This is a genomic window from Pseudomonas parafulva, assembly GCF_000800255.1.
Lineage (GTDB): Bacteria > Pseudomonadota > Gammaproteobacteria > Pseudomonadales > Pseudomonadaceae > Aquipseudomonas > Aquipseudomonas boreofloridensis.
The window spans coordinates 3602781-3626886 of record NZ_CP009747.1; the positions used below are offsets into that span (position 1 = coordinate 3602781).

Genomic DNA, 24106 nt, shown 5'->3' on the forward strand with positions numbered 1-24106 from the left:
GCTTATTCCCGGTCCCGGAGCTTGTCGGAATACTCGTGTACGTTTTCCGGGCTGTGGTGCTTGCCGTCACCGGCGCGGCTCTGTTCGGCGCCCAGCCACAGGCGCTCCAGGTCGTAGAACTGGCGCGCAGCGGCGGTCATCATGTGGACGATGACGTCGTTGAGGTCCAGCAGCACCCAATCGCTGTCGCCCTTGCCTTCTTCGCCCAGCGGCTGGGCGCCCTTGGCCTTGACCGCCTCGCGGACCTTTTCCAGCATCGCGTTGATCTGCCGGTTGGAGGTACCGGTGGCGATGATCATGTAGTCGGTGAGGCTATGCTTGTCGCGCACGTCGATGACCTGGATGTCCTGGGCCTTGACGTCTTCCAGCGCGGCTTTGGTCAATTCGACCAGTTCTTCGCCATTGATTTTCTGCTTGGTCATATAAAACTCGTTCAACTCGTTGAATGGGGTGCCCTGCGGCCCCCTCAGTGGGACGCACGGTACAGACCGTGCGCCTCGATGTAGGCCAGTACGGCGTCCGGCACCAGAAACCGAACCGACTTGCCGCTGGCCAGCAGCTGTCGGATCTGCGTGGCGGACACCGCAAGCGGCGTCTGCCAGACGAACGAAATGTTTCCCGCCGGGCCGGACATGGCGGTGGGATCGCTCTGCGAGCGCGCAGCCAGCAGGTTGCGCAGCTCGTCGGGGGGTTCGACATCGGCATCCGGGCGCTGCAGCACCAGGATGTGACAGTGTTGCAGCAGCTCTTCCCAGCGGTGCCAGCCCGGCAGGCCGCAGAAGGCGTCCCAGCCCAGCACCAGGTACAGCTGATCGTGCGGGTTCAACTCCGCCCGGACCGACTCCAGGGTGTCGATGGTATAGGACGGCTTGTCGCGTTCGAGTTCGCGGGCATCGACGCTCAACCCCGCCACGCCCTGCACCGCGCCGCGCACCATGGCCAGCCGATCGGTGGCGGCCACCTGCGGGGTATCACGGTGCGGCGGGCGCGCGTTGGGCAGCAAACGGAGTTCGTCCAGGGCCATGAACTCGGCCACTTCCAGCGCGCTGCGCAGGTGGCCGATGTGCACAGGGTCGAACGTGCCGCCCAGGATACCGATACGCCGCACTGCGGTGGCCTTGCTCAACTCAGCACGACCCGCGCAGTTGGCCGTCGCCGATCACCACGTACTTCTCGCAGGTCAGCCCCTCGAGACCGACCGGGCCGCGAGCGTGCAGCTTGTCGGTGGAAATGCCGATCTCCGCGCCCAGGCCGTATTCGAAGCCGTCGGCGAAGCAGGTGGGCGCGTTGAGCATGACCGAGGCCGAATCCACCTCGGCCATGAAGCGCCGGGCATTGCCCTGATGCTCCGTGGCGATGGAATCGGTGTGGTGCGAGCCGTAGTGGTTGATGTGCTCGATGGCCGCTTCCAAGCCCTCGACCACGCGAATGGACAAGATCGCGTCGAGGTACTCGGTGTGCCAGTCGTCTTCGTTGGCCGGCTTGGCGGTGATGATCGCGCAGGTGCGCTCGCAGCCACGCAACTCCACGCCCTTCTCTTCGAAGCGGCGCGCCATCGACGGCAGGAAAGCCTCGGCGACGCTGGCATCGACCAGCAAGGTTTCCATGGCGCCGCAGATGCCATAACGGTAGGTCTTGGCGTTGAAGGCGATGTTCGCGGCTTTCTCCAGATCGGCATGGGCATCCACGTAGACGTGGCAGATGCCGTCCAGGTGCTTGATCACCGGCACCCGCGCGTCGCGACTGATGCGCTCGATCAGGCCACGACCGCCGCGCGGGACGATGACATCGACGAACTCGGGCATGCTGATCAGGGCACCGACTGCCTCGCGGTCGGTGGTCTCGACCACCTGCACCACGGCCGGCGGCAGGCCGGCTTCGGCCAGGCCCTGCTGGATGCAGACGGCGATGGCGCGGTTGGAATGGATGGCCTCGGAGCCGCCGCGCAGGATGGTGGCGTTACCAGACTTCAGGCACAGGCTGGCGGCATCGATGGTCACGTTCGGCCGCGACTCGTAGATGATGCCGATGACCCCGAGCGGAACACGCATCTTGCCGACCTGAATGCCCGACGGACGGTAGCTCATGTCGCGAATCGCACCCACCGGATCGGGCAGCGCGGCCACTTGGCGCAAACCGGTGATCATGCCGTCGATGCGTGCTGGGGTGAGCGCCAGACGGTCCAGCAGCGCGGGCTCCAGGCCATTGGCGCGGCCAGCGGCCAGGTCACGCTCGTTGGCGGCCGTCAGCGCTTCACGGGATGCATCGAGGGCATCGGCAGCGGCCTGCAAGGCCCGGTTCTTCTGCGCGGTACTGGCACGGCCGATCACCCGCGAGGCCTGGCGGGCGGCGCGACCCAGGCGGGTCATGTAGTCAAGAACGGACTCGGTCATGGGCTCGGTGTCTTGGCAAAGGGGAAATCGGCTGATTATAACTGCGCCGCTCCGGTACGCCCAGCAGCGGGTGGCGGATGGTAGAGGAAGGCAGGGGAAATATGTAGGAAAGATGTAACCGACGGTATCGGAAGCGCCTGAGATTAGCGGTCGTTTTCAGGGAGACGGCGCGTGGGCCTGTCCGTTGGCTGGGGTGGGGTTTGACCCAAACTCAATCAAAGCGTAGACACCTGCGAGTCGTCAGCGACAAGCGACACATGCTTACAATCCTGTTCAGCCTCGATTAAGCCTTTCGTTGCTATCATTCCGCCCTTCGCCTCCACGAACCGCCAGCATGCCCGATTCCGCCCCCTGCCCGAGCCGCGCGCTGCCCGACAGCTTCTTCGACCGCGACGCCCTGACCGTCGCCCAGGCCCTGCTGGGCAAGGTCATCCGTCATCGCCAAGGCGGGCTGTGGCTGGCCGCCCGTATCATCGAGACCGAGGCCTACTGCTTGAGCGACAAAGGCAGCCATGCTTCGCTGGGCTACACCGAGAAGCGCAAGGCGCTATTTCTCGACGGCGGGCACATCTACATGTACTACGCCCGTGGCGGCGATTCGCTGAACTTCAGCGCCCACGGCCCGGGCAACGCCGTGCTGATCAAGTCGGCCTACCCCTGGGTCGACGCCGTTTCCGGCGACGACAGCCTGGCCCAGATGCAGTTGAACAACCCCGACGCCAGCGGCAACCTGCGCCCCGCCGAGCGCCTGTGCGCCGGGCAGACCCTGCTGTGCCGCGCCCTGGGCCTGAAGGTGCCGGACTGGGACGCACGCCGCTTCGACGCCGAGCGACTGTATGTCGAAGACTGCGCCCTGGACGTTCCACAGGTGATCCAGACCACCCGCCTGGGCATCCCACAGGGACGCGACGAGCACCTGCCGTACCGCTTCGTCGACGCCCGATTCGCCCGCTTCTGCACCCGGAACCCGCTGCGTCGGGGCCAGGTCGAAGGTCGGGATTTCTTCATCCTCGAACAAGGAAACTGATCTATGGGCCAATGGCTCGACAGCCTCACCGGCTGGCTCAGCGCCAACCCCCAATGGCTTGGGCTGGCCATCTTCCTGATCGCCTGCATCGAATGCCTGGCCATCGCCGGCATCATCGTGCCGGGCACCGTGCTGCTGTTCGCCGTGGCGGTACTGGCCGGCAGTGGCACCTTCGGCCTGGGCGAAACCCTGCTGCTGGGCTTTCTCGGCGGGCTGCTGGGCGATGCGCTGTCGTATGCCATCGGCAAGTATTTCCACCAAGGTATCCGGCGTTTGCCGCTACTGCGCCATCATCCTGAATGGATCGGCAGCGCGGAGAGCTACTTCCAGCGCTATGGCATCGCCAGTCTTCTGGTCGGTCGCTTCATCGGTCCGCTGCGGCCCATGCTGCCGATGGTCGCCGGCATGTTCGACATGCCCCTGCCGCGCTTCATCGCCGTCAGCCTGGTGGCCGCTGCCGGCTGGTCGGTGGCCTACCTGCTGCCGGGTTGGGCCACGGGCGCCGCGATCCGCCTGCCGCTGCCAGAGGGTTTCTGGCTGCAGGCCGGTATCATCGCCGGCGGCCTGGCCGTGCTGGTGGGGCTGAGCTTCAACAGCAGCGTGCGCGACCAGCGCCACGGCACCCGGCTGATCGCCGGCCTGAGCCTGGTGGCGCTGGCGGGCGTGTTTCTTGGCTGGCCATACCTGCATGCATTCGACCAGGGCATCATGACCCTGGTGCAGGAGCATCGCAGCCAAGCCCTGGATGGTGCCATCGTGGTGGTCACCCGCCTGGGCGACTTCAAGACGCAGTTCTTTCTCGGCGGGTTGCTGACCGGCTTGCTGCTGCTGATGCGTCAGTGGCGCCATGCGGTGTTCGCCGGCATGGCGCTGATCGGTACGGCGCTGTGCAACGGCTCGCTGAAATGGCTGTTCGCCCGGGCGCGCCCGGAAGTGCTGAGCGACCCGCTCACCAGCTACAGCATGCCCAGCGGCCACAGCTCGGCGTCCTTTGCGTTCTTCCTGGTCCTGGCCGTACTGGCCGGACGCAGCCAACCGCCGCGCATGCGCCTGACCTGGGTGCTGCTGGCGGTACTGCCGGCGCTGTCGATCGCCCTGTCGCGGGTGTACCTGGGGGCGCATTGGCCCACCGACATTCTTGCCGGCGCCCTGCTGGCCTGTTGTGTGACGGCAATCTGCCTGACGCTAGTGCAATATCGCCAGCCCTTGGTGGCCATGCCGCTCAAGGTGTGGTGGCTGATCCTGCCGGCGTGCATCGCGCTGCTGACGTTCTTCGCCCTGCACTCACTGCCCAAGGCCCTGCTGCGCTACCAGTATTGAGCAGTACGAACGCGCGGGGCGGGCTGGAAACCAGCCGCCCCGCTCATCGGGCGCTCAGGCTCAGGCGAACAATTCGCCCTGGATCCGCTCGAGCAGCGACTGGATGGTTTCCAGGCGCCGTTGTGGCGAGTCCATGGCCAGCAGATCGACCTTGTCCTCTTCCATGAACGGCAACAGATACGCCAACTGATTGGCCAACGACTGCCGTCCATTCACCTCACGCGGCATACCCAGCGCCTCGACCATCGGGTGCTCGCCCAGCGCCACCAGCAGCGCCAGCAAGTCGTCGTCTGCCTCCACCAGCGGCGTATCCGGCAGGTCCGCCAGCCAGTCCACTTCGCCCATCAGCAACTGGTCCTTGAGCACCTCGGTGCCCGCCACGCGAAAGCGCCGCACACCTTCGACACGGATGCCCAACAGCCCGTTGTCCTGTTGCGCGAAGTCGCGGATCAGCGCCTCGCAGCCGAACGCGGCGATGCCAGCAGGCGCCTGGCCCACCTGCTCGCCCTCAGCGATGCACACCACGCCAAAGCCCTCGCCCTGCTTCATGCAGCGACCGATCATATCCAGGTAGCGCGCCTCGAAGATCTGCAAGTCCAGCAGACAGCCGGGAAACAGCACGGTATTGAGGGGAAACAGGGGTAACGTCATCTCGACTCCTCAGGCCACCAGGCTCACTGCCAATGGCAGCAGCACCGCAGTGGCCACACCCATCAGGCTCATCGCCAGCGCCGCGAAGGCGCCGCACTCGTCACTTTCCTGCAGGGCCACCGAGGTGCCCACCGCATGCGCCGTCACGCCCAGCGACATGCCGCGCGCTTCCGGGCTGTGCACGCCGCAGCGGGTCAACAGCGCCGGGCCGAAGATCGCGCCGATGACCCCGGTGATCAGCACGAAGACCGCCGCCAAGGCGGCGACGCCACCGATCTGCTCGGCGACCAGCATGGCGATGGGCGAGGTGACCGACTTCGGCGCCATGGTCATCAGGATCATGTGCTCGGCGCCGAACCACGCCCCCAGCAGCACGCAGGCCAGCGTCGCGAACAGGCCTCCGACTACCAGCGTAGTCAAGATCGGCCAGAACAGCTGGCGGATGCGCCGCAGATTCAGGTACAGCGGCACCGCCAGGGCCACCGTGGCCGGGCCCAGGAGAATGTTGAGGATCTCGGTGCTGCGCTTGTACTCGACGTAGTCGATGCCGCAGGCCAGCAGCACGCCGATCACCAGCAGCATCGACACCAGCACCGGCTGCAGGAAGATCCAGCGCGTGCGCTCGTAGGCCGCGAGCACCAACTGATAGGCGCCCAGGGTGATGCCGATGCCGAACAGCGGATGGTGGATCACCGCCTCCAGCGCGCCTTGCCAATCCAGGCTCATGGCTGCTGCTCGCGTTTGCCGTGGCGCTGGATGAGCTTCTGCATCAGCACGCCGACGAACACCAGGGTGAGCAGGCAGGAAATCACCAGCGCGCCGACGATGGCCCAGAAGTCTGCGGCGATGTCGCGGGCGTACACCATCACCCCCACCGCCGGCGGTACCAACAGCAGCGGCAGATAGCGCAACAGACTGCCGGCGGCGTCATTGAGCGGCTCGCCGACTTCGCCACGCACCATCAAGAACACCAGCAACAGCAGCAGGCCGATGATCGGGCCTGGCAGCACGGGCAGGAACAAGTGATTGATCGCCGTTCCCAGCAACTGGAACAGCACCAGCCAGGTCAGACCACGCAGCAGCATAAGCATCTCCTTGGGCAACGGGCGCCATTATAGACATGCGCGCGAGCTGAATACGGCGGCATTCGCCCGCCCTACCCGGCCTTGACCGCCCCCCCACGCCGTGCTGATCTTGTACGCTCGTTCCATCGCAGCACCTGACCTGAAACGAAGGTCGGGCCACCTGGACAGACAACCCGGAGAGTCACGATGCCTCATGTACCCGTCACGCAGCTCGCGCAGTACGTCGGCAAGGAACTGGGACGTTCCGCCTGGCTGAAGATCGACCAGTCACGCATCAACCTGTTCGCCGAGGCCACTGGCGATTTCCAGTTCATCCATATCGACCCGGAAAAGGCCGCGCAGACCCCGTTCGGCTCGACCATCGCCCATGGCTTTCTCACCCTGTCGCTGATGCCCAAGCTGATGGAGGACATCCTGGTGCTGCCTGAAGGGGTGAAGATGGTCATCAATTACGGCCTGGACAGTGTGCGTTTCATCCAGCCGGTCAAGGTCGACAGCCAGGTGCGGCTGAAAGTGGACCTTACCGAAGTCACCGAGAAGAAGCCTGGTCAGTGGCTGCTCAAGGCCACGGCAACGCTGGAGATCGAAGGCGAGGACAAACCGGCCTACGTCGCCGAGCCGCTGTCGCTCTGCTTCGTCTGAAAGATCGCTCCGAAGGCTTCGTCCGAAACCCTCCACACAGCCGTGTGCGCCTGCCGCCACGGCTGTCTCGCGCCCAGAATCTGCGGCATACTCGGCGCACCTTTGTGCCCGGATTCGACCATGCGCCCGCTGCTGCCCCTCGCCCTTGTCCTGCTGCTCGCCGCCTGCGGCGAAGGTGAACCGCTGTCGCCGCCGGATGCACGCCTGCCCGACGGCGGCCGCTACCGGGGCCAGGTGGTCGATGGCCTGCTGCAAGGCGAGGGGCGCATCGACTACCCCAACGGCAGTTGGTACGCCGGCACCTTCAAGGACGGCCAGTGGCATGGCCAGGGCGAGTGGCACGGCAGCAACGGCGAGGTCTACCGTGGCCAGTTCGTCGCCGGCCTGTTCGAGGGCCTGGGCGAACTGAGCACCCCTGGCAGCCACTACGCCGGCACCTTCAAGCACGGCCGACGCGATGGCGAAGGCAGCCTCAAGCAGCACGACCAGACCTACCGAGGGCAGTTCAAGGACGACCAGTACGACGGCGCCGGGCAACTGGAGTTGGCCGACGGCAGTCGCTACCAAGGCCTGTTCGCCAAGGGCAAGCCCAACGGTGCCGGGGTGCGCAGCGACGCCAGCGGCAACCAGTTCAGTGGCCAGTTCGTCGACGGTCAGCTCGAAGGCGCCGGCACCTACGACAGTGTCGAGGGCGAGCAGTACATCGGCGACTTCAAGGCCAACCGCCTCGAAGGCCGCGGCCGTTACGAAAATGCCGATGGCGATGTGTGGATCGGCGACTTCAAGGACGGTGCACTGAGCGGGCAAGGCGAACTGCTGGGCAGCGACGGCAGCCGCTACAAGGGTGGATTCCAGGACTGGCGTTTCGCCGGCCAAGGCCACCTGTTCCTGGCCGATGGCAGCCAGTACATCGGCGCCTTCGACAACGACGCCTACCAAGGCCAGGGTCGGCTGATTCAGGCCGATGGCCAAGTCGAAGCGGGCCGCTGGGTCAATGGCGTGCGCGTGCGCGATGAAAAAGGCGTGCTGCTGCCCGACCCGCTGGACCTGGCGCTGCTCAACCAGGGCAAGCTGCTCGATCAGGCCCTGGCGCAAGTGCCACGCTCCGCAGGGCCAGTCGGCCTGTACAGCCTGGTGCTGGCCGGCGATGGCCAGCAGAGCGTGTTCCTGCGCGAGGCCGACTACGTCAGCAACCTGCTCAAGGTGCGCTTTGGTGCCCGCGGCCAGGTGACTCTGGTCAACCACCGCGATCACCTGAGCGACCGGCCGATGGCCACCCGCGAAAACCTCACCCGGGCCGCGCGTACCCTGGCCGAACGCAGCGGCCCGGACGATCTGGTGTTCATCTACCTGACCAGCCACGGCAGCCACGACCATCAACTGGTGCTCGACCAACCGCGCCTGCAACTGGCCGACCTCGCGGCCGACGAACTGGCCAGCGCCTTGGCGCCGCTGAAAAACCGCGACAAGGTAGTGGTGATTTCCGCCTGCTATTCAGGTGGCTACATCGCCCCGCTCAAAGACGAGCGCACGCTGGTCATGACCGCCGCGCGCCCGGATCGGGTTTCGTTCGGCTGCTCGGAAGAGGCCGACTTCACCTATTTCGGCGACGCCCTGTTTGCCCAGGCATTGAATCAGACCGACGATTTGAAACAGGCGTTTGAACTGGCGCGCGGCAGTGTTGCCGAACGGGAACGAAGGGAGGGCTTCGAGGCCTCGGAGCCGCAGCTCTGGGCGCCGCCGCAGGTGCTCGCACACTGGCAGCGTCTGCGCCGCCAGCAGGCCGAGCAGGCCCTCGAAGACAAGGTTCAGCCAGCAACGCACGGGCGCCTGCGCCCCGCTAAGCTGAGCGCTAAAGAAGGGAGAGTCATCATGTATTTGACGCCTCAGCATGTGCTGCTTGCCGGAGCCACGGGCCTTACGGGCGAACACCTGCTCGACCGCCTGCTCAACGAACCCACCATCAGCCGTGTGCTGGCGCCGACCCGGCGTCCTTTGGCCGAGCATCCGCGCCTGCAGAACCCGGTGGGCGAGCTTTCGACGACGCTTGCGCAGCTGTCCGGGCGGGTCGACATCGCCTATTGCTGTTTGGGCACCACGCTCAAGCAGGCTGGCTCCGAGGCCGCCTTCCGTGCGGTGGACCTGGATCTGGTGGTGGCTTTCGCTCAACGCGCGCGGGAACTGGGCGCGCGCCATCTGCTGGCGATCAGTGCGATCGGCGCCGATCCTCAATCGTCGATCTTCTACAACCGGGTCAAGGGCGAGATGGAAGAAGCGCTCAAGGCCCAGAACTGGCCACAACTGACCCTGGTACGCCCCTCGCTGCTGCTGGGCGAGCGTTTGCAACCGCGCCTGGCCGAACGCCTGGCCGGGCCGTTTTCGCGGCTGTTGCCGGGCAAGTACCACGGCATCGAAGCCTGTACCTTGGCAAGGGCGCTGTGGCGGCTGGCGCTGGAAGAAGAAGACGGTATGCGCGTGATCGAATCGGACGACCTGCGCAAGCTGGGCAAGAACTGATACGACCTCGTGGAAGCGGCCTTGCGTCGCGATTGGACCGCGCAGCGGGCCCTGGCTTCACTCTCGCCGCTGCCATTGCCGGGACCGCTCTGCGGTCCAATCGCGACACAAGGCCGCTCCCACAAGCTGGACGGTGCAAGGCCAGGCGGCCTGGGAGAGCATGGTGTGCAGATGTTTATGGAAGCACTGCCATGCTCAATTCCTGGCATTTCACACCGCCTCGTGGGAGCGGCCTTGTGTCGCGATTGGACCGCGTAGCGGTCCCAGGTTTTCAGCCTCGCCGCTACCATTGCCAGAACCGCGTGTGCCCGCCCTAGAGCCCGCCAGTGGCGTTGAACCCCACACCTAAAACGGTCAAGGCCGACAACGGCAGCAACAGGGTATCGAGCAGCATGCTCCCCGGCAGGTCCAGCCGTGGGTAGGCAGGCGCCTCGGCCCCGAAACGGTCCTTGGCGCAACAGCCACCGTCGATCGCATACAGGTCCAGCCGCGTCCCCGCGTACACCACCGGGGCGCCGGGTTGATTGGCATCGAGCGTGCGCACCGTCGCGCAGCCGCCCAGGGCGATCAACAACAGGCCCAGTGCAGCGCGTCTCAATCCTCGACCCCGTAATGGTGCTCGCCCCAACGCGGCAGCATGTCCTGGGGAATGTCGAGCAGGTTGAGTACCCGCGCCACCACGAAGTCGACCAGATCGTCGATGGTCTGCGGCTGGTGGTAGAACCCTGGCGCCGCCGGCAGAATCACCGCGCCCATGTGCGACAGCTTGAGCATGTTCTCCAGATGAATGGTGGAGAACGGCGCCTCACGCGGCACCAGAATCAGTTGCCGACGCTCTTTCAAGGTGACGTCGGCAGCGCGCTCGATGAGGTTGTTGCAAGCCCCGGTGGCGATCGCCGACAAGGTGCCGGTCGAACAGGGCACCACCACCATCGCGGCCGGCGCGCCAGACCCCGAAGCCACTGGCGACATCCAGTCCTCCTTGCCATACACGCGGATCTGCCCATCAGCAGCTCCCGTGTACTCGGTCAGAAACGCCTGCATCGCCTGGGGCTTGGCCGGCACTACCACGTCGGTCTCGGTGGCCATCACCAATTGCGCCGCTTTGGAGATGAGGAAATGCACCTCACGTTCCTCACGCACCAGGCAGTCGAGCAACCGCAGGCCATACTGCGCGCCCGAGGCGCCGGTCATGGCCAGGGTGATGCGCTGCGGGCCGCTCACTTCAGGGCCTCGGCCAGCTTACCGTGCAGGCCGCCGAAGCCGCCGTTGCTCATGATCACCACATGAGTGCCCGGCCGCACCTGGTCCTTGATGCGCGCGATGATCGCCTCGAGGCTGTCGGCGACCACGCTCGGCACCTTGCACTGGGCCGCAGTGGCGGCCAGATCCCAGCCCAGGTTGGCCGGGGCGTACCAGATCACCTGGTCGGCGTGGTTGACGCTGTCCGGCAAGCCGTCACGGTGCGCGCCGAGCTTCATCGAATTGGAGCGCGGCTCGATCACCGCGATCACCGGCGCCTCGCCCACTTGCTTGCGCAAGCCGTCGAGGGTGGTGGCGATGGCGGTCGGGTGGTGAGCGAAGTCATCGTAGATGACCACACCCTGCACTTCGGCCACCTTTTCCATCCGCCGCTTGACGCTCTTGAAGGCGCTCAAGCCTTCGATGCCCATGGCCGCCGCCACCCCCACATGGCGCGCCGCCGCCAAGGTGGCCAGGGCGTTGGCGACGTTGTGCTGACCGGTCAGCGCCCAGTCGACCACGCCTTGCACCTGACCGTCGAACAACACCTCGAACCGCGAGCCATCCGCACTGAGCAGACGCGCCTGCCACTGCCCGCCCTCACCGGTGGTCTGCACCGGCGTCCAGCAGCCCATGCCGATGACCCGCTCCAACGCAGGCTCGGTGGTCGGGTGGATGACCAGGCCTTCGCTGGGAATGGTGCGCACCAAATGGTGGAACTGTCGCTCGATGGCGGCCAGGTCCGGGAAGATGTCCGCGTGGTCGAACTCCAGGTTATTGAGGATGGCGGTGCGCGGGTGGTAGTGGACGAACTTGGAGCGCTTGTCGAAGAACGCGCTGTCGTATTCATCGGCTTCGACCACGAAGAACGGCGTGTCGCCCAGGCGCGCCGACACCGAGAAGTTCTGCGGCACGCCACCGATCAGGAAGCCCGGGCTCATGCCCGCATGCTCCAGCACCCAGGCCAGCATGCTGCTGGTGGTGGTCTTGCCGTGGGTGCCGGCCACCGCCAGCACCCACCGGCCTTGCAGCACGTGGTCGGCCAGCCATTGCGGGCCCGAAACGTAGGGCAGCCCCTTGTTCAGGACGTATTCCACCGCCGGATTGCCGCGCGACATGGCGTTGCCGATCACCACCAGGTCCGGGGCCGGTTCGAGCTGGGCCGGGTCGTAGCCCTGGGTCAATTCGATGCCCTGCGCCTGGAGCTGGGTGCTCATCGGCGGGTAGACGTTGGCGTCCGAACCGGTGACGCGATGACCGAGTTCCTTGGCCAGGACCGCCAGCGAACCCATGAAAGTGCCGCAAATACCGAGAATGTGAATGTGCATGATCGACCTCGCAAAACGTCGAGGCAGGGTAGCCCAGGGCGCGGGAAATCGCACCCGCTGTTTCGCTCAACCGGCGCGGGCGATGCCGTGCTTGCGCAGTTTGCGGTACAGGGTGTTGCGGCTGATACCCAGGTGCTCGGCGACGCGGGTCAGGTGCCAGCGGTGCTGGGCGAGCGTCGACAGCAGGGCCTGGCGCTCCGCGCTCTGCAGCGGTGCGCCAGCTTGTGGGCGAGCGTGTCCCGCGATGAGATCGGCCGCGTGTCCGGTGTCATCCGCGCCACCGCCCTCGCGGGGCGAGCCCACATCTACAGCAGCGTGAGGTGCTCTGACAGCGGGCGGCAGATCCGACAGATAAATGCGCTGACCCTCGCAGAGCGCCACCAAGGTGCGCAGCACGTTGCGCATCTGGCGCACGTTGCCCGGCCAGGCGAAGTCCATCAGCGCCTGGCGTGCCTGGGGTTCGAGGCTGATCGCCTGGCCCGCGGCTTCCTCGGCCAGCAGCGCGTCGAGCAGTTGCGCCCGGTCGCCCCGCTCGCGCACGGCGGGAATGTTGATTTCCAGGCCGTTGAGCCGGTAATAGAGGTCTTCACGAAAACTGCCCTCTTCCACCCGCTGCAACAGGTCACGGTGGGTCGCGCTGACGATGCGCAGGTCCACCGCCTGAGGCTCGCCGCCGATGGGCACCACCTGGCGCTCCTCCAGCACCCGCAACAGGCGGGTCTGCAAGGCCAGCGGCATGTCACCGATCTCATCCAGCAGCAAGGTACCGCCATCGGCCTGCAGCAACTTGCCGCGCATGCCCTCCTTGCGCGAACCGGTGAAGCTGCCGCCGCGATAACCGAACAGTTCGCTCTCGATCAGGCTTTCCGGAATCGACGCACAGTTGATCGCCACGAACGGCTTGCCGCGCCGTTCGCTGGCCTGATGCACCGCCCGGGCGAAGGCTTCCTTGCCGCAGCCGGTCTCGCCGCGCAGCAACAGCGACACATCGCGTGGGTACACACGCAGCGCGCGGCGCAAGTCCGCTTGCAGGACCGGGTCGTGCAGGCAGATGCCCGGATCGACCGCCGCCGCTGGCGAGGGACGCGCCAGCGGGTAGATAGGCACGCGTGCCCGCCCGCGCAGGCTGGCGAACACCTGTCGACCGTCATGAGTGCGCAGCGGCCAGGCTGTGCTGCCCTGGGGCGACGCGCGACTGAACAGTTCGTCATGGCTGCAGGCGAAGAACCGCTCCACCGGCATGCCCAGCAGCCCGTCCCGGCGACTGCCCAGCAGGTTCAGCGCGCCCTGGTTGACTGCGCAGATGCGTCCGTCACCGTCGAACGCCAACAGTCCCTCACTGAACAGCCCGACCGATTCGGCGTGCAGGTGGAAACGCAGCAGCCAGTGCTGCTCGAAGTGACGCAGGAAATAACAGCTCTCGATCATCTTCGCCGAGAGGTTGACCAGGGCCATGGTGTGGAACTGGCTCTGCCGCGAGACCTCCGCACGGGCCGAGGACACGTCGAGCACCGCCAGCAGCTCGCCGTGGGGATCGAACACCGGGCTGGCCGAGCAGGTGAGGCCGGTGTGCTGGCCGCGAAAATGTTCATCCTGATGAATGGTCACCGGCTGGCGTTCGACGACACAGGTGCCGATGCCATTGGTGCCTTCGCAGGCTTCGCTCCAGTCGGCGCCGAGCCACAGCCCGGCGCGCTCGAAGATACGCCGCTCGCTGGGTGCGGTGACGCAATTGAGGATCACCCCCCGCGCGTCGGTGAGCAGCACCGCATGGCCGGCGCCGGACAACTGCTGGTGCAGGCTATTCATCTCGCCCTCGGCGATCTGCAACACCTGGTGCAGGCGCGCACGACTCTCCTGCAAACGCGCCTGTCCAAGCACCACCGGGGCCTGGGCCAATGCCGGGTCCAGGTGGTGATCCTGCAGGCAGCGCAGCCAGGAGCGGGCGATGGACGGATCGCTGCCCGGCCCACTGGTCGATCCCTGGGCAACGGTGAGCACCTGCTGAGCATGGCGGCTGAAAGCGTTGCTCTGCATGTTTGTTGTTCTCCGCAGATAGAACGTTGCGCCAGCATCCTCCTGCGCCGCGTGGTTTGCAATCACGAGGCGACTGGCGAGTCAGTGACGTCACAGCAACGGTACAAAGTGTCACGCCCGCCGTGCCGGTCCTGATACCCAATGCCTGACCGCCATTCAGCGAAGTGACCTAAGTCATTGATTGCAAAGGTATGCACCACACTGGCCCACGGTTTGCTCTACGCTTGTCCACTCCCCAACAAACACAATAGCCAGGAGAGACACCATGCGTTACGCACATCCCGGTACCGAAGGCGCCAAGATTTCCTTCAAGCAGCGCTACGGCAACTACATCGGTGGCGAATTCGTAGCTCCGGTCAAAGGCCAGTACTTCGAAAACACCTCTCCGGTCACCGGCAAGCTGATCGCCGAATTCCCCCGCTCCACGGCCGAAGACATCGACAAAGCGCTGGACGCGGCCCATGCCGCCGCCGACGCGTGGGGTCGCACCTCGGTGCAGGACCGTTCCAACGTGCTGCTGCGCATCGCCGACCGCATCGAGCAGAACCTCGAAGTGCTGGCCATCACCGAAACCTGGGACAACGGCAAGCCGATCCGCGAAACCCTCAACGCCGACATCCCACTGGCGGTCGATCACTTCCGCTACTTCGCCGGTTGCCTGCGCGCCCAGGAAGGCGGCGCCGCCGAGATCAACGAAAACACCGTGGCTTACCACATCCACGAGCCACTGGGCGTGGTCGGCCAGATCATCCCGTGGAACTTCCCGCTGCTGATGGCCGCCTGGAAACTCGCACCGGCCCTGGCCGCCGGCAACTGCGTGGTGCTCAAGCCTGCCGAGCAGACGCCATTGGGCATCACCGTGCTGATGGAATTGATCGGCGACCTGCTGCCCAAGGGCGTGCTCAACGTGGTGCAGGGCTATGGCCGCGAAGCCGGTGAAGCGCTGGCCACCAGCAAGCGCATTGCCAAGATCGCCTTCACCGGTTCCACCCCGGTGGGCTCGCACATCATGAAATGCGCCGCGGAAAACATCATTCCGTCCACCGTGGAGTTGGGCGGCAAATCGCCGAACGTCTACTTCGAAGACATCATGCAGGCCGAGCCGAGCTTCATCGACAAGGCCGCCGAAGGCCTGGTACTGGCGTTCTTCAACCAGGGCGAGGTGTGCACCTGCCCGTCGCGCGCGCTGGTGCAGGAGTCGATCTACCCGCAGTTCATGGACGTGGTGATGAAGAAGGTGCTGCAGATCAAGCGCGGCGACCCGTTGGACACCGACACCATGGTCGGCGCCCAGGCCTCGCAGCAGCAGTTCGAAAAGATCCAGTCCTACCTGAAGATTGCCCAGGAAGAGGGCGCCGAGCTGCTGACCGGCGGCAAGGTGGAGCAACTGGACGGCTCGCTGGCTAGCGGCTACTACATCCAGCCGACCTTGCTCAAGGGCAACAACAAGATGCGCGTCTTCCAGGAGGAGATCTTCGGCCCGGTGGTCAGCGTCACCACCTTCAAGGACGAAGCCGAAGCCCTGGCCATCGCCAACGACACCGAGTTCGGCCTCGGCGCAGGCGTGTGGACCCGCGACATCAACCGTGCCTACCGCATGGGCCGCGGTATCAAGGCCGGCCGCGTGTGGACCAACTGCTACCACCTCTACCCCGCCCACGCCGCTTTCGGTGGCTACAAGAAGTCCGGCGTCGGCCGTGAAACCCACAAGATGATGCTCGACCACTACCAGCAGACCAAGAACCTGCTGGTCAGCTACGACATCAACCCGCTCGGCTTCTTTTAAAAAAGCCACAAGCTTCTAGCGGCAAGCGACAAGAAAGAGCGGACCGTGTGCCGGCTGCTCTTTCTTGCAGCTTGCAGCTTGCCGCTCGCAGCTGGAGCGGCTGGCCGCTCGCGCCGTTGGCGCGCTTTCTGCAACACCTGAATCACCAAAGGCCCGGCGTCCCTCCGGCGACCTAAAACAACAAACAGGTGAAATCATGCCAAGCGAACATTCCGCCGGTACACCGGCCGGTTCTTCGGTCGACTTCGAAAAGGTTGGCTCTGACTACTTCCAACAACGCGAACTCAAGAAAGGTGCTGCGGGCTGGGTTCTGCTGGTGGGCCTGGGCGTGGCCTATGTGATCTCCGGCGACTATGCCGGGTGGAACTTCGGCCTCGCCCAAGGCGGCTGGGGCGGCATGTTCCTCGCCACCTTGCTGATGGCCACCATGTACCTGTGCATGTGTTTCTCGCTGGCTGAACTGTCTTCGATGATTCCCACCGCTGGCGGCGGCTATGGGTTTGCCCGCAGCGCCTTCGGGCCTTGGGGCGGCTTTCTCACCGGTACGGCGATCCTCATCGAGTACGCCATCGCCCCCGCCGCCATTGCCACGTTCATCGGCGCCTATTGCCAGTCGCTGTTCGGCATCGGCGGCTGGATGATCTACCTGGCGTTCTACGTGGTGTTCATCGGCATTCATATCTTCGGCGTGGGTGAAGCGCTGAAGCTGATGTTCGGCATCACCGCCATCGCCGCCATTGCCCTGGTGGTGTTCCTGCTGGGCATGCTGCCCCATTTCGATGCCGCCAACCTCTTCGACATCGCCCAGACCGACGCCGCTGGCGCCAGCAGCTTCCTGCCGTTCGGCTATGTCGGCGTGTGGGCGGCAATCCCCTATGCGATCTGGTTCTTCCTCGCGGTCGAAGGCGTGCCCCTGGCCGCCGAAGAAACCAAGAACCCACGGCGCGACCTGCCACGCGGCTTGATCGGCGCGATGCTGGTGCTGCTGGCCTTCGCCCTGCTGATTCTGGTGGTCGGCCCCGGCGGCGCCGGCTCCGAAGCGCTCAAGGCCTCGGGCAACCCACTGGTCGAAGCCCTGGCCAAAGCCTACGGCGGTTCCACCTGGATGAGCGGCTTCGTCAACCTGGTTGGCCTGGCCGGACTGATCGCCAGCTTCTTCTCGATCATCTACGCCTATTCCCGGCAGATTTTCGCCCTGTCGCGCGCTGGCTACCTGCCGCGCAAGCTCTCGGAAACCAACAAGAGCAAGGCGCCGGTGCTGGCCTTGGTCATCCCTGGATTGATCGGCTTCGCCCTGTCGCTGACCGGCCAGGGCGACCTGCTGATTCTGGTGGCGGTGTTCGGTGCCACACTGTCCTATGTGCTGATGATGGCCGCGCACATCACCCTGCGCATCCGTCGGCCGAAGATGGCCCGCCCCTACCGTACCCCCGGTGGCATCTTCACTTCGGGCCTGGCCCTGGTGCTGGCGTGCATCGCCGTGGTGGCCGGTTTCCTGGTCGATCCGCGGGTGGTGATTGGCGCTGCGCTGATCTATGCAGTATTAATTGCCTACTTCGCGTTCTACAGTCGCCATCACTTGGTTGCCGGCACGCCGGAAGAGGAATTCGCCGCGATCCAGCAGGCCGAAGAGGCCCTGCACTAATTGCCGACCCACGCCGCAGGCCCGGCCTGCGGCGCTCTGGAGGTTCTGTATGGCACGTTTCGTACACACGGTCGGCAATCTGGTCTACCGTTTCGACAGCCTCAAGGAGGTCATGGCCAAGGCCAGCCCGGCGCGCTCCGGCGACTTCCTCGCGGGCGTGGCCGCCGCCAACGACGGTGAGCGGGTCGCCGCGCAGATGGCCCTGGCCGACATCCCCCTCAGCCACTTCCTCAGCGAAGCGCTGATTCCCTACGAACAGGACGAAATCACCCGGCTGATCGTCGACACCCACGACGCCGAGGCCTTCGCCCCGGTCAGCCACCTCACGGTCGGTGGCCTGCGCGACTGGCTGCTCAGCGAAGCGGCCGACGAGTCCAGCCTGCGGGCGCTGGCCCCGGGCCTGACCCCGGAAATGGCCGCTGCGGTGTCGAAGATCATGCGCGTGCAGGACTTGGTGCTGGTCGCGCAGAAGATCCGTGTGGTCACCGCGTTTCGCGGCACCATGGGCCTGCGCGGGCGATTATCGACCCGCCTGCAACCCAACCACCCCACCGACGAACCGGCGGGTATCGCTGCCAGCATTCTCGACGGGCTGCTGTACGGCAACGGCGACGCCATGATCGGCATCAACCCGGCCACCGACAGCATCGCCTCCATCTGCGCCCTGCTGGAAATGCTCGACGCCATCATCCAGCGCTATGACATTCCCACCCAATCCTGCGTGCTGACCCACGTCACCACCTCGATCGAGGCGATCAACCGCGGCGTGCCGCTGGACCTGGTGTTCCAGTCCATCGCCGGCACCGAGGCTGCCAACGCCGGCTTCGGCATCAACCTCAACGTGTTGCAGGAAGGCTACGAGGCCGGGCTGTCGCTGCAACGCGGCACCCTCGGACAGAACCTGATGTACTTCGAAACCGGCCAAGGCAGCGCGCTGTCGGCCAATGCCCACCACGGCGTCGACCAGCAGACCTGCGAGACCCGCGCCTACGCCGTGGCCCGGCATTTCAAGCCGTTTCTGGTCAACACCGTGGTCGGCTTCATCGGTCCCGAGTACCTGTACAACGGCAAGCAGATCATCCGTGCGGGGCTGGAGGATCACTTCTGCGGCAAGCTGCTCGGCGTGCCCATGGGCTGCGACATCTGCTACACCAACCACGCCGAAGCCGACCAGGACGACATGGACACCCTGCTCACCCTGCTCGGCGTTGCCGGGATCAACTTCATCATGGGCATCCCCGGCTCCGACGACATCATGCTCAACTACCAGACCACTTCGTTCCACGACGCCCTCTACGCCCGTCAGACCCTGGGCCTGAAACCGGGTCCGGAGTTCGAAGCCTGGCTGGAACGCACCGGCATCCTGACCCAGGCCGACGGCCGCGTTCGCTTCGGCGACAACCTCCCGCCGGCCTTCCGCCAGGCCTTGGCACAGCTCGCATAGGCACGACCATGGACCGACACGTACCCACTCCCGACAACCCCTGGCTGGCCCTGCGCAACCTGACCCCGGCGCGCATCGCCCTGGGCCGCACCGGCACCAGCCTGCCCACCGGCGCGCAACTGGACTTCCAGTTCGCCCACGCCCAGGCCCGCGACGCCGTGCACCTGCCCTTCGACCACGCCGCGCTGCGCGAGCAGTTGCAGACGCGCGGGCGCGACAGCCTGCTGCTGCACAGCGCGGCCGCCGACCGTCACCAGTACCTGCAACGGCCCGACCTCGGCCGCCGCCTGTGCGACGCGTCGGCGGCCACGCTGCGCGAGCATGCCCAGGCCAACGCCGGCGGGGTCGATCTGGCGATCGTCGTCGCCGACGGCCTCTCGGCCCTGGCCGTACACCGTCACACCCTGCCGCTGCTGAGCCGCTTCGAAGAGCAGGCCAGCGCCGAGGGCTGGACGACGGCGCCGGTGATCCTGGTGCAACAGGGACGGGTGGCGGTGGCCGACGAAGTGGGCGAGCTGCTGGGCGCACGCATGACCGTGATGCTGATCGGCGAGCGCCCCGGCCTGAGCTCGCCCGACAGCCTGGGCCTGTATTTCACCTATGCGCCGAAGGTGGGCCTGACCGACGCCTACCGCAACTGCATCTCCAACGTGCGCCTGGAGGGCCTGAGCTACGGCATGGCCGCGCATCGCCTGCTGTACTTGATGCGCGAGGCCTGCCGACGGCAGTTGTCCGGGGTGAACCTCAAGGACGAGGCCGAGGTCCACAGCCTCGACAGCGATCAGCCCGACGGCAAGACCGGCAACTTCCTGCTCGGCGAGGACTGACCCTGCGTTCCCCCAGCCAGATTGCGTATGCAGACTGCCTTGGGGCAGCATGCCATCACGTGGCGACGTGCATCATCCCGTTCCCAATGGACTCTGAGGCCTGCTCATGCGCATCATCAAGGCAACCCTGGAACACCTCGACCTGCTCACCCCGCTGTTCGTCCAGTACCGGGAGTTCTACGGGCAACTGCCCTATCCCGACACCTCGCGGACCTTTCTGCGCAAGCGCCTCACGCGCGGCGAGTCGGTAATCTACCTGGCCCTGCCGGATGACGACGACAGCCGCCTGCTGGGTTTCTGCCAGCTCTACCCGAGCTTCTCATCGCTGTCGCTCAAGCGCGTGTGGATCGTCAACGACATCTACGTGGCCGAAGACTCGCGGCGCATGCTGGTGGCCGACCACCTGATGCGCGAAGCCAAGAAGATGGCCAGGCAGAGCAACGCCATCCGCCTGCGGGTGTCGACCAGCAGCGACAACGAGGTGGCGAAGAAGACCTACGAGTCCATGGGCTTTCGCAAGGACACCGAGTTCGAGAACTACATCCTGCCGATCAGCCAGGACTGAGCCAGACGGGCCGCCGGGCAAACCGTAACCACTCGCTACAAACTCTCCGGGCATCTTCACGACTTCGCCGTATAATGCCCCCCTCGTCATATGTGAAAAATCACTCCCCGTTCGGGGAAGATACCCACGCCAAAAATGACTTCGTCCGTCATCGCGCGCCCGTAGAAGCGGGTCAAGACAACAGGTGCTGTACATGGAATTCAACCCGCTGGACCTTATCCTGCATCTCGATGCCTACCTTGACCTGCTGGTGACCAACTACGGTCCCTGGATCTACGCCATTCTGTTCGCGGTGATCTTCTGCGAAACCGGCCTGGTGGTCATGCCCTTCCTGCCAGGCGATTCGCTGCTGTTCATCGCTGGCGCCGTGGCCGCCGGTGGCGGCATGGACCCGGTCCTGCTGGCCGGTCTGCTGATGCTCGCGGCGATCCTCGGCGACAGCACCAACTACGTGATCGGGCGCACGGCGGGCGAGCGGCTGTTCCGCAATCCCAATTCGAAGATCTTCCGCCGCGACTACCTGCAGCGCACCCATGAATTCTACGAACGCCACGGCGGCAAGACCGTCACCCTGGCGCGCTTCCTGCCGATCCTGCGCACTTTCGCACCGTTCGTCGCCGGCATTGCCCACATGCACTATCCGCGTTTCCTGGCCTTCAGTGTGGCCGGCACCCTGCTGTGGGTCGGCGGTCTGGTGACCCTGGGCTACTTCTTCGGCAACGTGCCGTTCATCAAGCAGCACCTGTCACTGATGGTGGTCGCCATCATCATCCTGTCGCTGGTGCCGATGATCCTCGGCGTGCTGCGCAGCCGCCTGGGTCGCACCGCCAAGGCGTCCTGAGCGGCCATGTGGTCGTTGGCCGCCTGGCGGCGCAAGCGCACCCTGGCGCGCTACCCCATCGACCCGGCGCTGTGGCAGGCCGTTCGCGAACGCCTGCCCCTGCTCGACGGCATCAGTGACGAGCAGGATCGCTGGCTGCGCGAGGCCAGCGTGCTGTTCCTGCACGACAAGCACCTCACCACCCTGCCCGGCGTCGAACTGGACGACGAGCAGCGCCTGTTCCTCGCCGCCCAGGCCCAGTTGCCGCTGCTGCACCTGGGCGAGCTGAACTGGTACCAGGGCTTCCACGAGCTGATCCTCTATCCCGACGACTTCAAGAGCCCCCAGCGCCACCGCGATGCCAGTGGCGTCGAGCACGTCTGGGACGCCGAACACAGCGGCGAGGCCTGGCTCCAGGGCCCGGTGATCATGGCCTGGCCAGGCGTGCTGGCCAGCGGCGGCTGGGATGCCTACAACCTGGTGATCCACGAGCTGGCGCACAAGCTCGACATGCTCAACGGCGACGCCAACGGCCTGCCGCCGCTGCACCCGGACATGGACGTCGGCGCCTGGGCGCAGGCCATGCAGCAGGCCTACGACGACCTCAACCGTCAGCTCGATGCCAACCCGGACCTGGAAACCGTCATCGACCCCTACGCGGCGGAAAACCCGGCGGAGTTCTTCGCCGTCACCAGCGAGTATTTCTTCAGCGCTCCCGACCTGCTGCAGCAGAGCTACCCCAAGGTCTACCAGCAACTGGCGCTGTTCTATCGCCAGGACCCGCTGGCGCGCCTGACCCGCCTGCAAGCCGAGCATCCGCAGTACCGCGACGCCCCGGCCTGAGCGGCGGCGGCGCAGGCCGACCGTGGCATGCAGGGGCGGAATATGCCTATAATCGCCGCCACTTTTTCTGGTCAATCAGGGGGGCTAAGCCCAATGAGCTACAGCAAGATTCCTGCGGGCAAAGACCTGCCGAACGACATCTACGTCGCCATCGAGATCCCGGCCAACCACGCGCCGATCAAATACGAGATCGACAAGGACAGCGACACCCTGTTCGTCGACCGTTTCATGGCCACCCCGATGTTCTACCCCGCCAACTACGGCTTCATCCCCAACACCCTGGCCGACGACGGTGATCCGCTGGACGTGCTGGTGGTCACCCCGTACCCGGTCGCGCCAGGCTCGGTGATCCGCGCCCGTCCGGTCGGCGTGCTGAACATGACCGACGACGGCGGCGGCGACGCCAAAGTCATCGCCGTGCCGCACGACAAGCTGTCGCAGCTGTACGTGGACGTCAAGGAATACACCGACCTGCCGCCGCTGCTGATCCAGCAGATCGAGCACTTCTTCGCCAACTACAAGGATCTGGAGAAGGGCAAGTGGGTCAAGATCGAAGGCTGGGACGGCGCAGACGCCGCCCGCGCTGCGATCACCAAGTCGGTAGCGGCCTACAAAGGCTGATACCGCACAGGAACGGGGTCGCCATGCGGCCCCGCTTCCAGCTTCTTCTCGGAAAGCGCTGACCTATAACGTCAGAAGCATCCCACAGCACCTTTCAAACGCTTCTTACACATCCCGCCAAGACCCACTCCTTCCCTCATCACCGCGTTTATTCCCTCGCCACGCGCCACCCACTAGACTCGCCGCCATGAACAATTCCGGTGATCGTCTCAAGACCCTTCTGCAGGAATGCGGCCTGACCTCGTCCGACTTCGCCGCCCAGCGCCATGTCACGCCCCAGCACGTGAACAACTGGTTCAAGCGCGGCATCCCGCTCGCACGCCTGGACGAGGTGGCCGATCTGTTCTGCGTCAATCGCCGCTGGCTGCGCAGCGGCGAAGGCCCCAAGCACCCCAGCCCGATCCTGCGCCCCTGCCCCACTCAGGTCGAACCCGCACCGCCCGGCCATGGCGGACGGCAGGTCTGCGTCGACTTCCATCGCCTCGTCGACGGCCTGCTGCAGCCGGACCCGGAGCGCCACCTGCTGATCTCGGCGCAAGCGCTGGACACCCTGGGCATCCTCGCCGAACACGTGGTGTGCCTGGACATGCCGGCGGCCAACATGGCGCCGCTGATGCCCATCGGCGCCGCCCTGGCCATCGACCGCAGCCTCACCCGTGTGGTCGATGGCCAGACCTACGCCCTGCTGCACGAGGGCCGGTTGCGTGTGCACAGCCTCAGCCTCGGGCAGAACGACACCCTGTGCCTGCACAGCCACGACCGGCGCAACTACGCCGTGGAGCGCTACACCAGCGCCCAGCGTCACGCCCAGGGCATGCAGGTGCTGGGCTGGGTGTTCTGGTGGTCGTGGTTCAGCCGCCAGCGCCCGCTGTAAGCAGCGCGGCAATTTCCGCTGGGCATCGCTGGTGCACCCTTGTATGCTACGCGGCACATTCTGCTCCGGTCGGCCAAGCCGCATTCCAGAGCACCTGACGACGCCCCACACGGCCGCCCGTCATCTTCTTCAGGCCTTCAGGGCCAACCCGTTAAGGCGGTTGCGGCTTATCAAAAATGAGCCAAGCCCGTCCCCGAAAGCCGGCCACAAGCCGGCTTTTTAATGGTTCTTCACGGAATCCCGGGAAAGACAGAAATAAGAACGCCGATTTGATGGATGATGTTCGTGCGAGCAAACACATCTACAAACCGGCGTTCTTGTGCACGATATTAATACGTTTCCGTCCTTTTGGGAGGGCTTTTCTGTCACTGCGAATAGAGGACGCCATTCACATTGATCATGCGTCGAACGCCAAAACATGTTTAAGATACTGGCAAAT

22 protein-coding genes and 2 pseudogenes are annotated in these 24106 nt (G+C 65.4%); 14 read left to right on the forward strand and 10 right to left on the reverse strand.

The annotated features are described in order from the left end of the window. Positions 1-2: 2 nt before the first annotated feature. Genes rsfS through NJ69_RS15675 form a run of 3 tightly spaced genes read right to left on the reverse strand, consistent with a single transcriptional unit; the run spans position 3 to position 2393 of the window. Positions 3-422 (reverse strand): ribosome silencing factor, encoded by a 420-nt coding sequence (rsfS, locus tag NJ69_RS15665; RefSeq protein WP_029611933.1) that lies wholly within the window; start codon positions 420-422, stop codon positions 3-5. Between the two features lie 44 nt (positions 423-466). Beyond that, positions 467-1126, reverse strand: coding sequence for a nicotinate-nucleotide adenylyltransferase (nadD, locus tag NJ69_RS15670; protein WP_039580613.1), 660 nt, complete (start codon positions 1124-1126; stop codon positions 467-469). 1 nt (position 1127) lies between these two features. Then, entirely contained in the window at positions 1128-2393 is a 1266-nt protein-coding gene (locus NJ69_RS15675; RefSeq protein WP_039580614.1) for a glutamate-5-semialdehyde dehydrogenase, read from the reverse strand. A 334-nt stretch (positions 2394-2727) separates the two neighbouring features. Between NJ69_RS15675 and NJ69_RS15680 the strand changes: the two genes are divergently transcribed. Next, positions 2728-3420 (forward strand): DNA-3-methyladenine glycosylase, encoded by a 693-nt coding sequence (locus NJ69_RS15680; protein ID WP_039580616.1) that lies wholly within the window; start codon positions 2728-2730, stop codon positions 3418-3420. A gap of 3 nt (positions 3421-3423) precedes the next feature. Further along, positions 3424-4740 (forward strand): bifunctional DedA family/phosphatase PAP2 family protein, encoded by a 1317-nt coding sequence (locus tag NJ69_RS15685; protein ID WP_039580618.1) that lies wholly within the window; start codon positions 3424-3426, stop codon positions 4738-4740. A 60-nt stretch (positions 4741-4800) separates the two neighbouring features. On the opposite strand, the gene NJ69_RS15690 is transcribed toward NJ69_RS15685, so the two are convergent. Genes NJ69_RS15690 through NJ69_RS15700 form a run of 3 tightly spaced genes read right to left on the reverse strand, consistent with a single transcriptional unit; the run spans position 4801 to position 6476 of the window. Continuing rightward, a complete protein-coding gene (locus NJ69_RS15690) occupies positions 4801-5391 on the reverse strand; it encodes an LON peptidase substrate-binding domain-containing protein (RefSeq protein ID WP_039580619.1) in 591 nt (196 codons plus the stop codon). Between the two features lie 9 nt (positions 5392-5400). Next, positions 5401-6111, reverse strand: coding sequence for an LrgB family protein (locus tag NJ69_RS15695; RefSeq protein WP_209435541.1), 711 nt, complete (start codon positions 6109-6111; stop codon positions 5401-5403). 2 nt (positions 6112-6113) lie between these two features. Further along, entirely contained in the window at positions 6114-6476 is a 363-nt protein-coding gene (locus NJ69_RS15700; RefSeq protein ID WP_039580624.1) for a CidA/LrgA family protein, read from the reverse strand. Positions 6477-6662: 186 nt separating this feature from the next. Here NJ69_RS15700 and NJ69_RS15705 point away from each other — a divergent pair, with 186 nt between their 5' ends. The 3 genes and pseudogenes from NJ69_RS15705 to NJ69_RS23070 all read left to right on the forward strand — a co-directional run. Further along, positions 6663-7118 carry a MaoC family dehydratase gene (locus NJ69_RS15705; protein ID WP_039580626.1) on the forward strand — a complete coding sequence of 152 codons (456 nt, stop codon included), beginning with the start codon at positions 6663-6665 and terminating at the stop codon, positions 7116-7118. Between the two features lie 120 nt (positions 7119-7238). Continuing rightward, positions 7239-8930: pseudogene (locus tag NJ69_RS15710) on the forward strand (C13 family peptidase); the annotation flags it as partial. Positions 8931-9035: 105 nt separating this feature from the next. Then, a pseudogene (locus NJ69_RS23070) lies at positions 9036-9635 on the forward strand (oxidoreductase); the annotation flags it as partial. A gap of 313 nt (positions 9636-9948) precedes the next feature. Here NJ69_RS23070 and NJ69_RS15715 read toward each other — a convergent pair. The 4 genes from NJ69_RS15715 to NJ69_RS15730 form a co-directional block, all read right to left on the reverse strand. Continuing rightward, positions 9949-10233, reverse strand: coding sequence for a YceK/YidQ family lipoprotein (locus NJ69_RS15715; protein ID WP_039580629.1), 285 nt, complete (start codon positions 10231-10233; stop codon positions 9949-9951). Continuing rightward, the gene (ubiX, locus tag NJ69_RS15720) at positions 10230-10859 is read right to left on the reverse strand and encodes a flavin prenyltransferase UbiX (protein WP_039580633.1); all 630 of its coding nucleotides are present in this window, start codon (positions 10857-10859) and stop codon (positions 10230-10232) included. The genes NJ69_RS15715 and ubiX overlap by 4 nt, the downstream gene beginning before the upstream one ends. Continuing rightward, entirely contained in the window at positions 10856-12205 is a 1350-nt protein-coding gene (gene mpl / locus NJ69_RS15725) for a UDP-N-acetylmuramate:L-alanyl-gamma-D-glutamyl-meso-diaminopimelate ligase (RefSeq protein WP_039580635.1), read from the reverse strand. The genes ubiX and mpl overlap by 4 nt, the downstream gene beginning before the upstream one ends. A gap of 66 nt (positions 12206-12271) precedes the next feature. Continuing rightward, positions 12272-14242: a sigma-54-dependent Fis family transcriptional regulator gene (locus NJ69_RS15730; RefSeq protein WP_039580637.1), complete on the reverse strand. Its 1971-nt coding sequence runs from the start codon at positions 14240-14242 to the stop codon at positions 12272-12274. Between the two features lie 265 nt (positions 14243-14507). On the opposite strand from NJ69_RS15730, the gene exaC reads away from it, so the two are divergent. The 9 genes from exaC (at position 14508) to NJ69_RS15775 (ending at position 23667) form a co-directional block, all read left to right on the forward strand. Then, positions 14508-16028 carry an acetaldehyde dehydrogenase ExaC gene (exaC, locus tag NJ69_RS15735; protein ID WP_039580640.1) on the forward strand — a complete coding sequence of 507 codons (1521 nt, stop codon included), beginning with the start codon at positions 14508-14510 and terminating at the stop codon, positions 16026-16028. Between the two features lie 196 nt (positions 16029-16224). Next, complete coding sequence (eat, locus tag NJ69_RS15740; protein WP_039580643.1) at positions 16225-17673, forward strand: ethanolamine permease; 1449 nt, start codon at positions 16225-16227, stop codon at positions 17671-17673. A 49-nt stretch (positions 17674-17722) separates the two neighbouring features. Continuing rightward, the gene (locus NJ69_RS15745) at positions 17723-19117 is read left to right on the forward strand and encodes an ethanolamine ammonia-lyase subunit EutB (RefSeq protein ID WP_029611944.1); all 1395 of its coding nucleotides are present in this window, start codon (positions 17723-17725) and stop codon (positions 19115-19117) included. A gap of 8 nt (positions 19118-19125) precedes the next feature. Continuing rightward, entirely contained in the window at positions 19126-19944 is an 819-nt protein-coding gene (gene eutC / locus NJ69_RS15750) for an ethanolamine ammonia-lyase subunit EutC (RefSeq protein WP_039580647.1), read from the forward strand. 106 nt (positions 19945-20050) lie between these two features. Continuing rightward, entirely contained in the window at positions 20051-20509 is a 459-nt protein-coding gene (locus tag NJ69_RS15755; RefSeq protein ID WP_039580650.1) for a GNAT family N-acetyltransferase, read from the forward strand. A 193-nt stretch (positions 20510-20702) separates the two neighbouring features. Then, a complete protein-coding gene (locus tag NJ69_RS15760; RefSeq protein WP_029611947.1) occupies positions 20703-21350 on the forward strand; it encodes a DedA family protein in 648 nt (215 codons plus the stop codon). A 6-nt stretch (positions 21351-21356) separates the two neighbouring features. Beyond that, positions 21357-22172 (forward strand): zinc-dependent peptidase, encoded by an 816-nt coding sequence (locus NJ69_RS15765; RefSeq protein ID WP_039580653.1) that lies wholly within the window; start codon positions 21357-21359, stop codon positions 22170-22172. A 93-nt stretch (positions 22173-22265) separates the two neighbouring features. After that, a complete protein-coding gene (gene ppa, locus NJ69_RS15770) occupies positions 22266-22793 on the forward strand; it encodes an inorganic diphosphatase (protein ID WP_029611948.1) in 528 nt (175 codons plus the stop codon). 187 nt (positions 22794-22980) lie between these two features. Next, positions 22981-23667: an XRE family transcriptional regulator gene (locus tag NJ69_RS15775; protein ID WP_039580655.1), complete on the forward strand. Its 687-nt coding sequence runs from the start codon at positions 22981-22983 to the stop codon at positions 23665-23667. Positions 23668-24106: the final 439 nt, after the last annotated feature.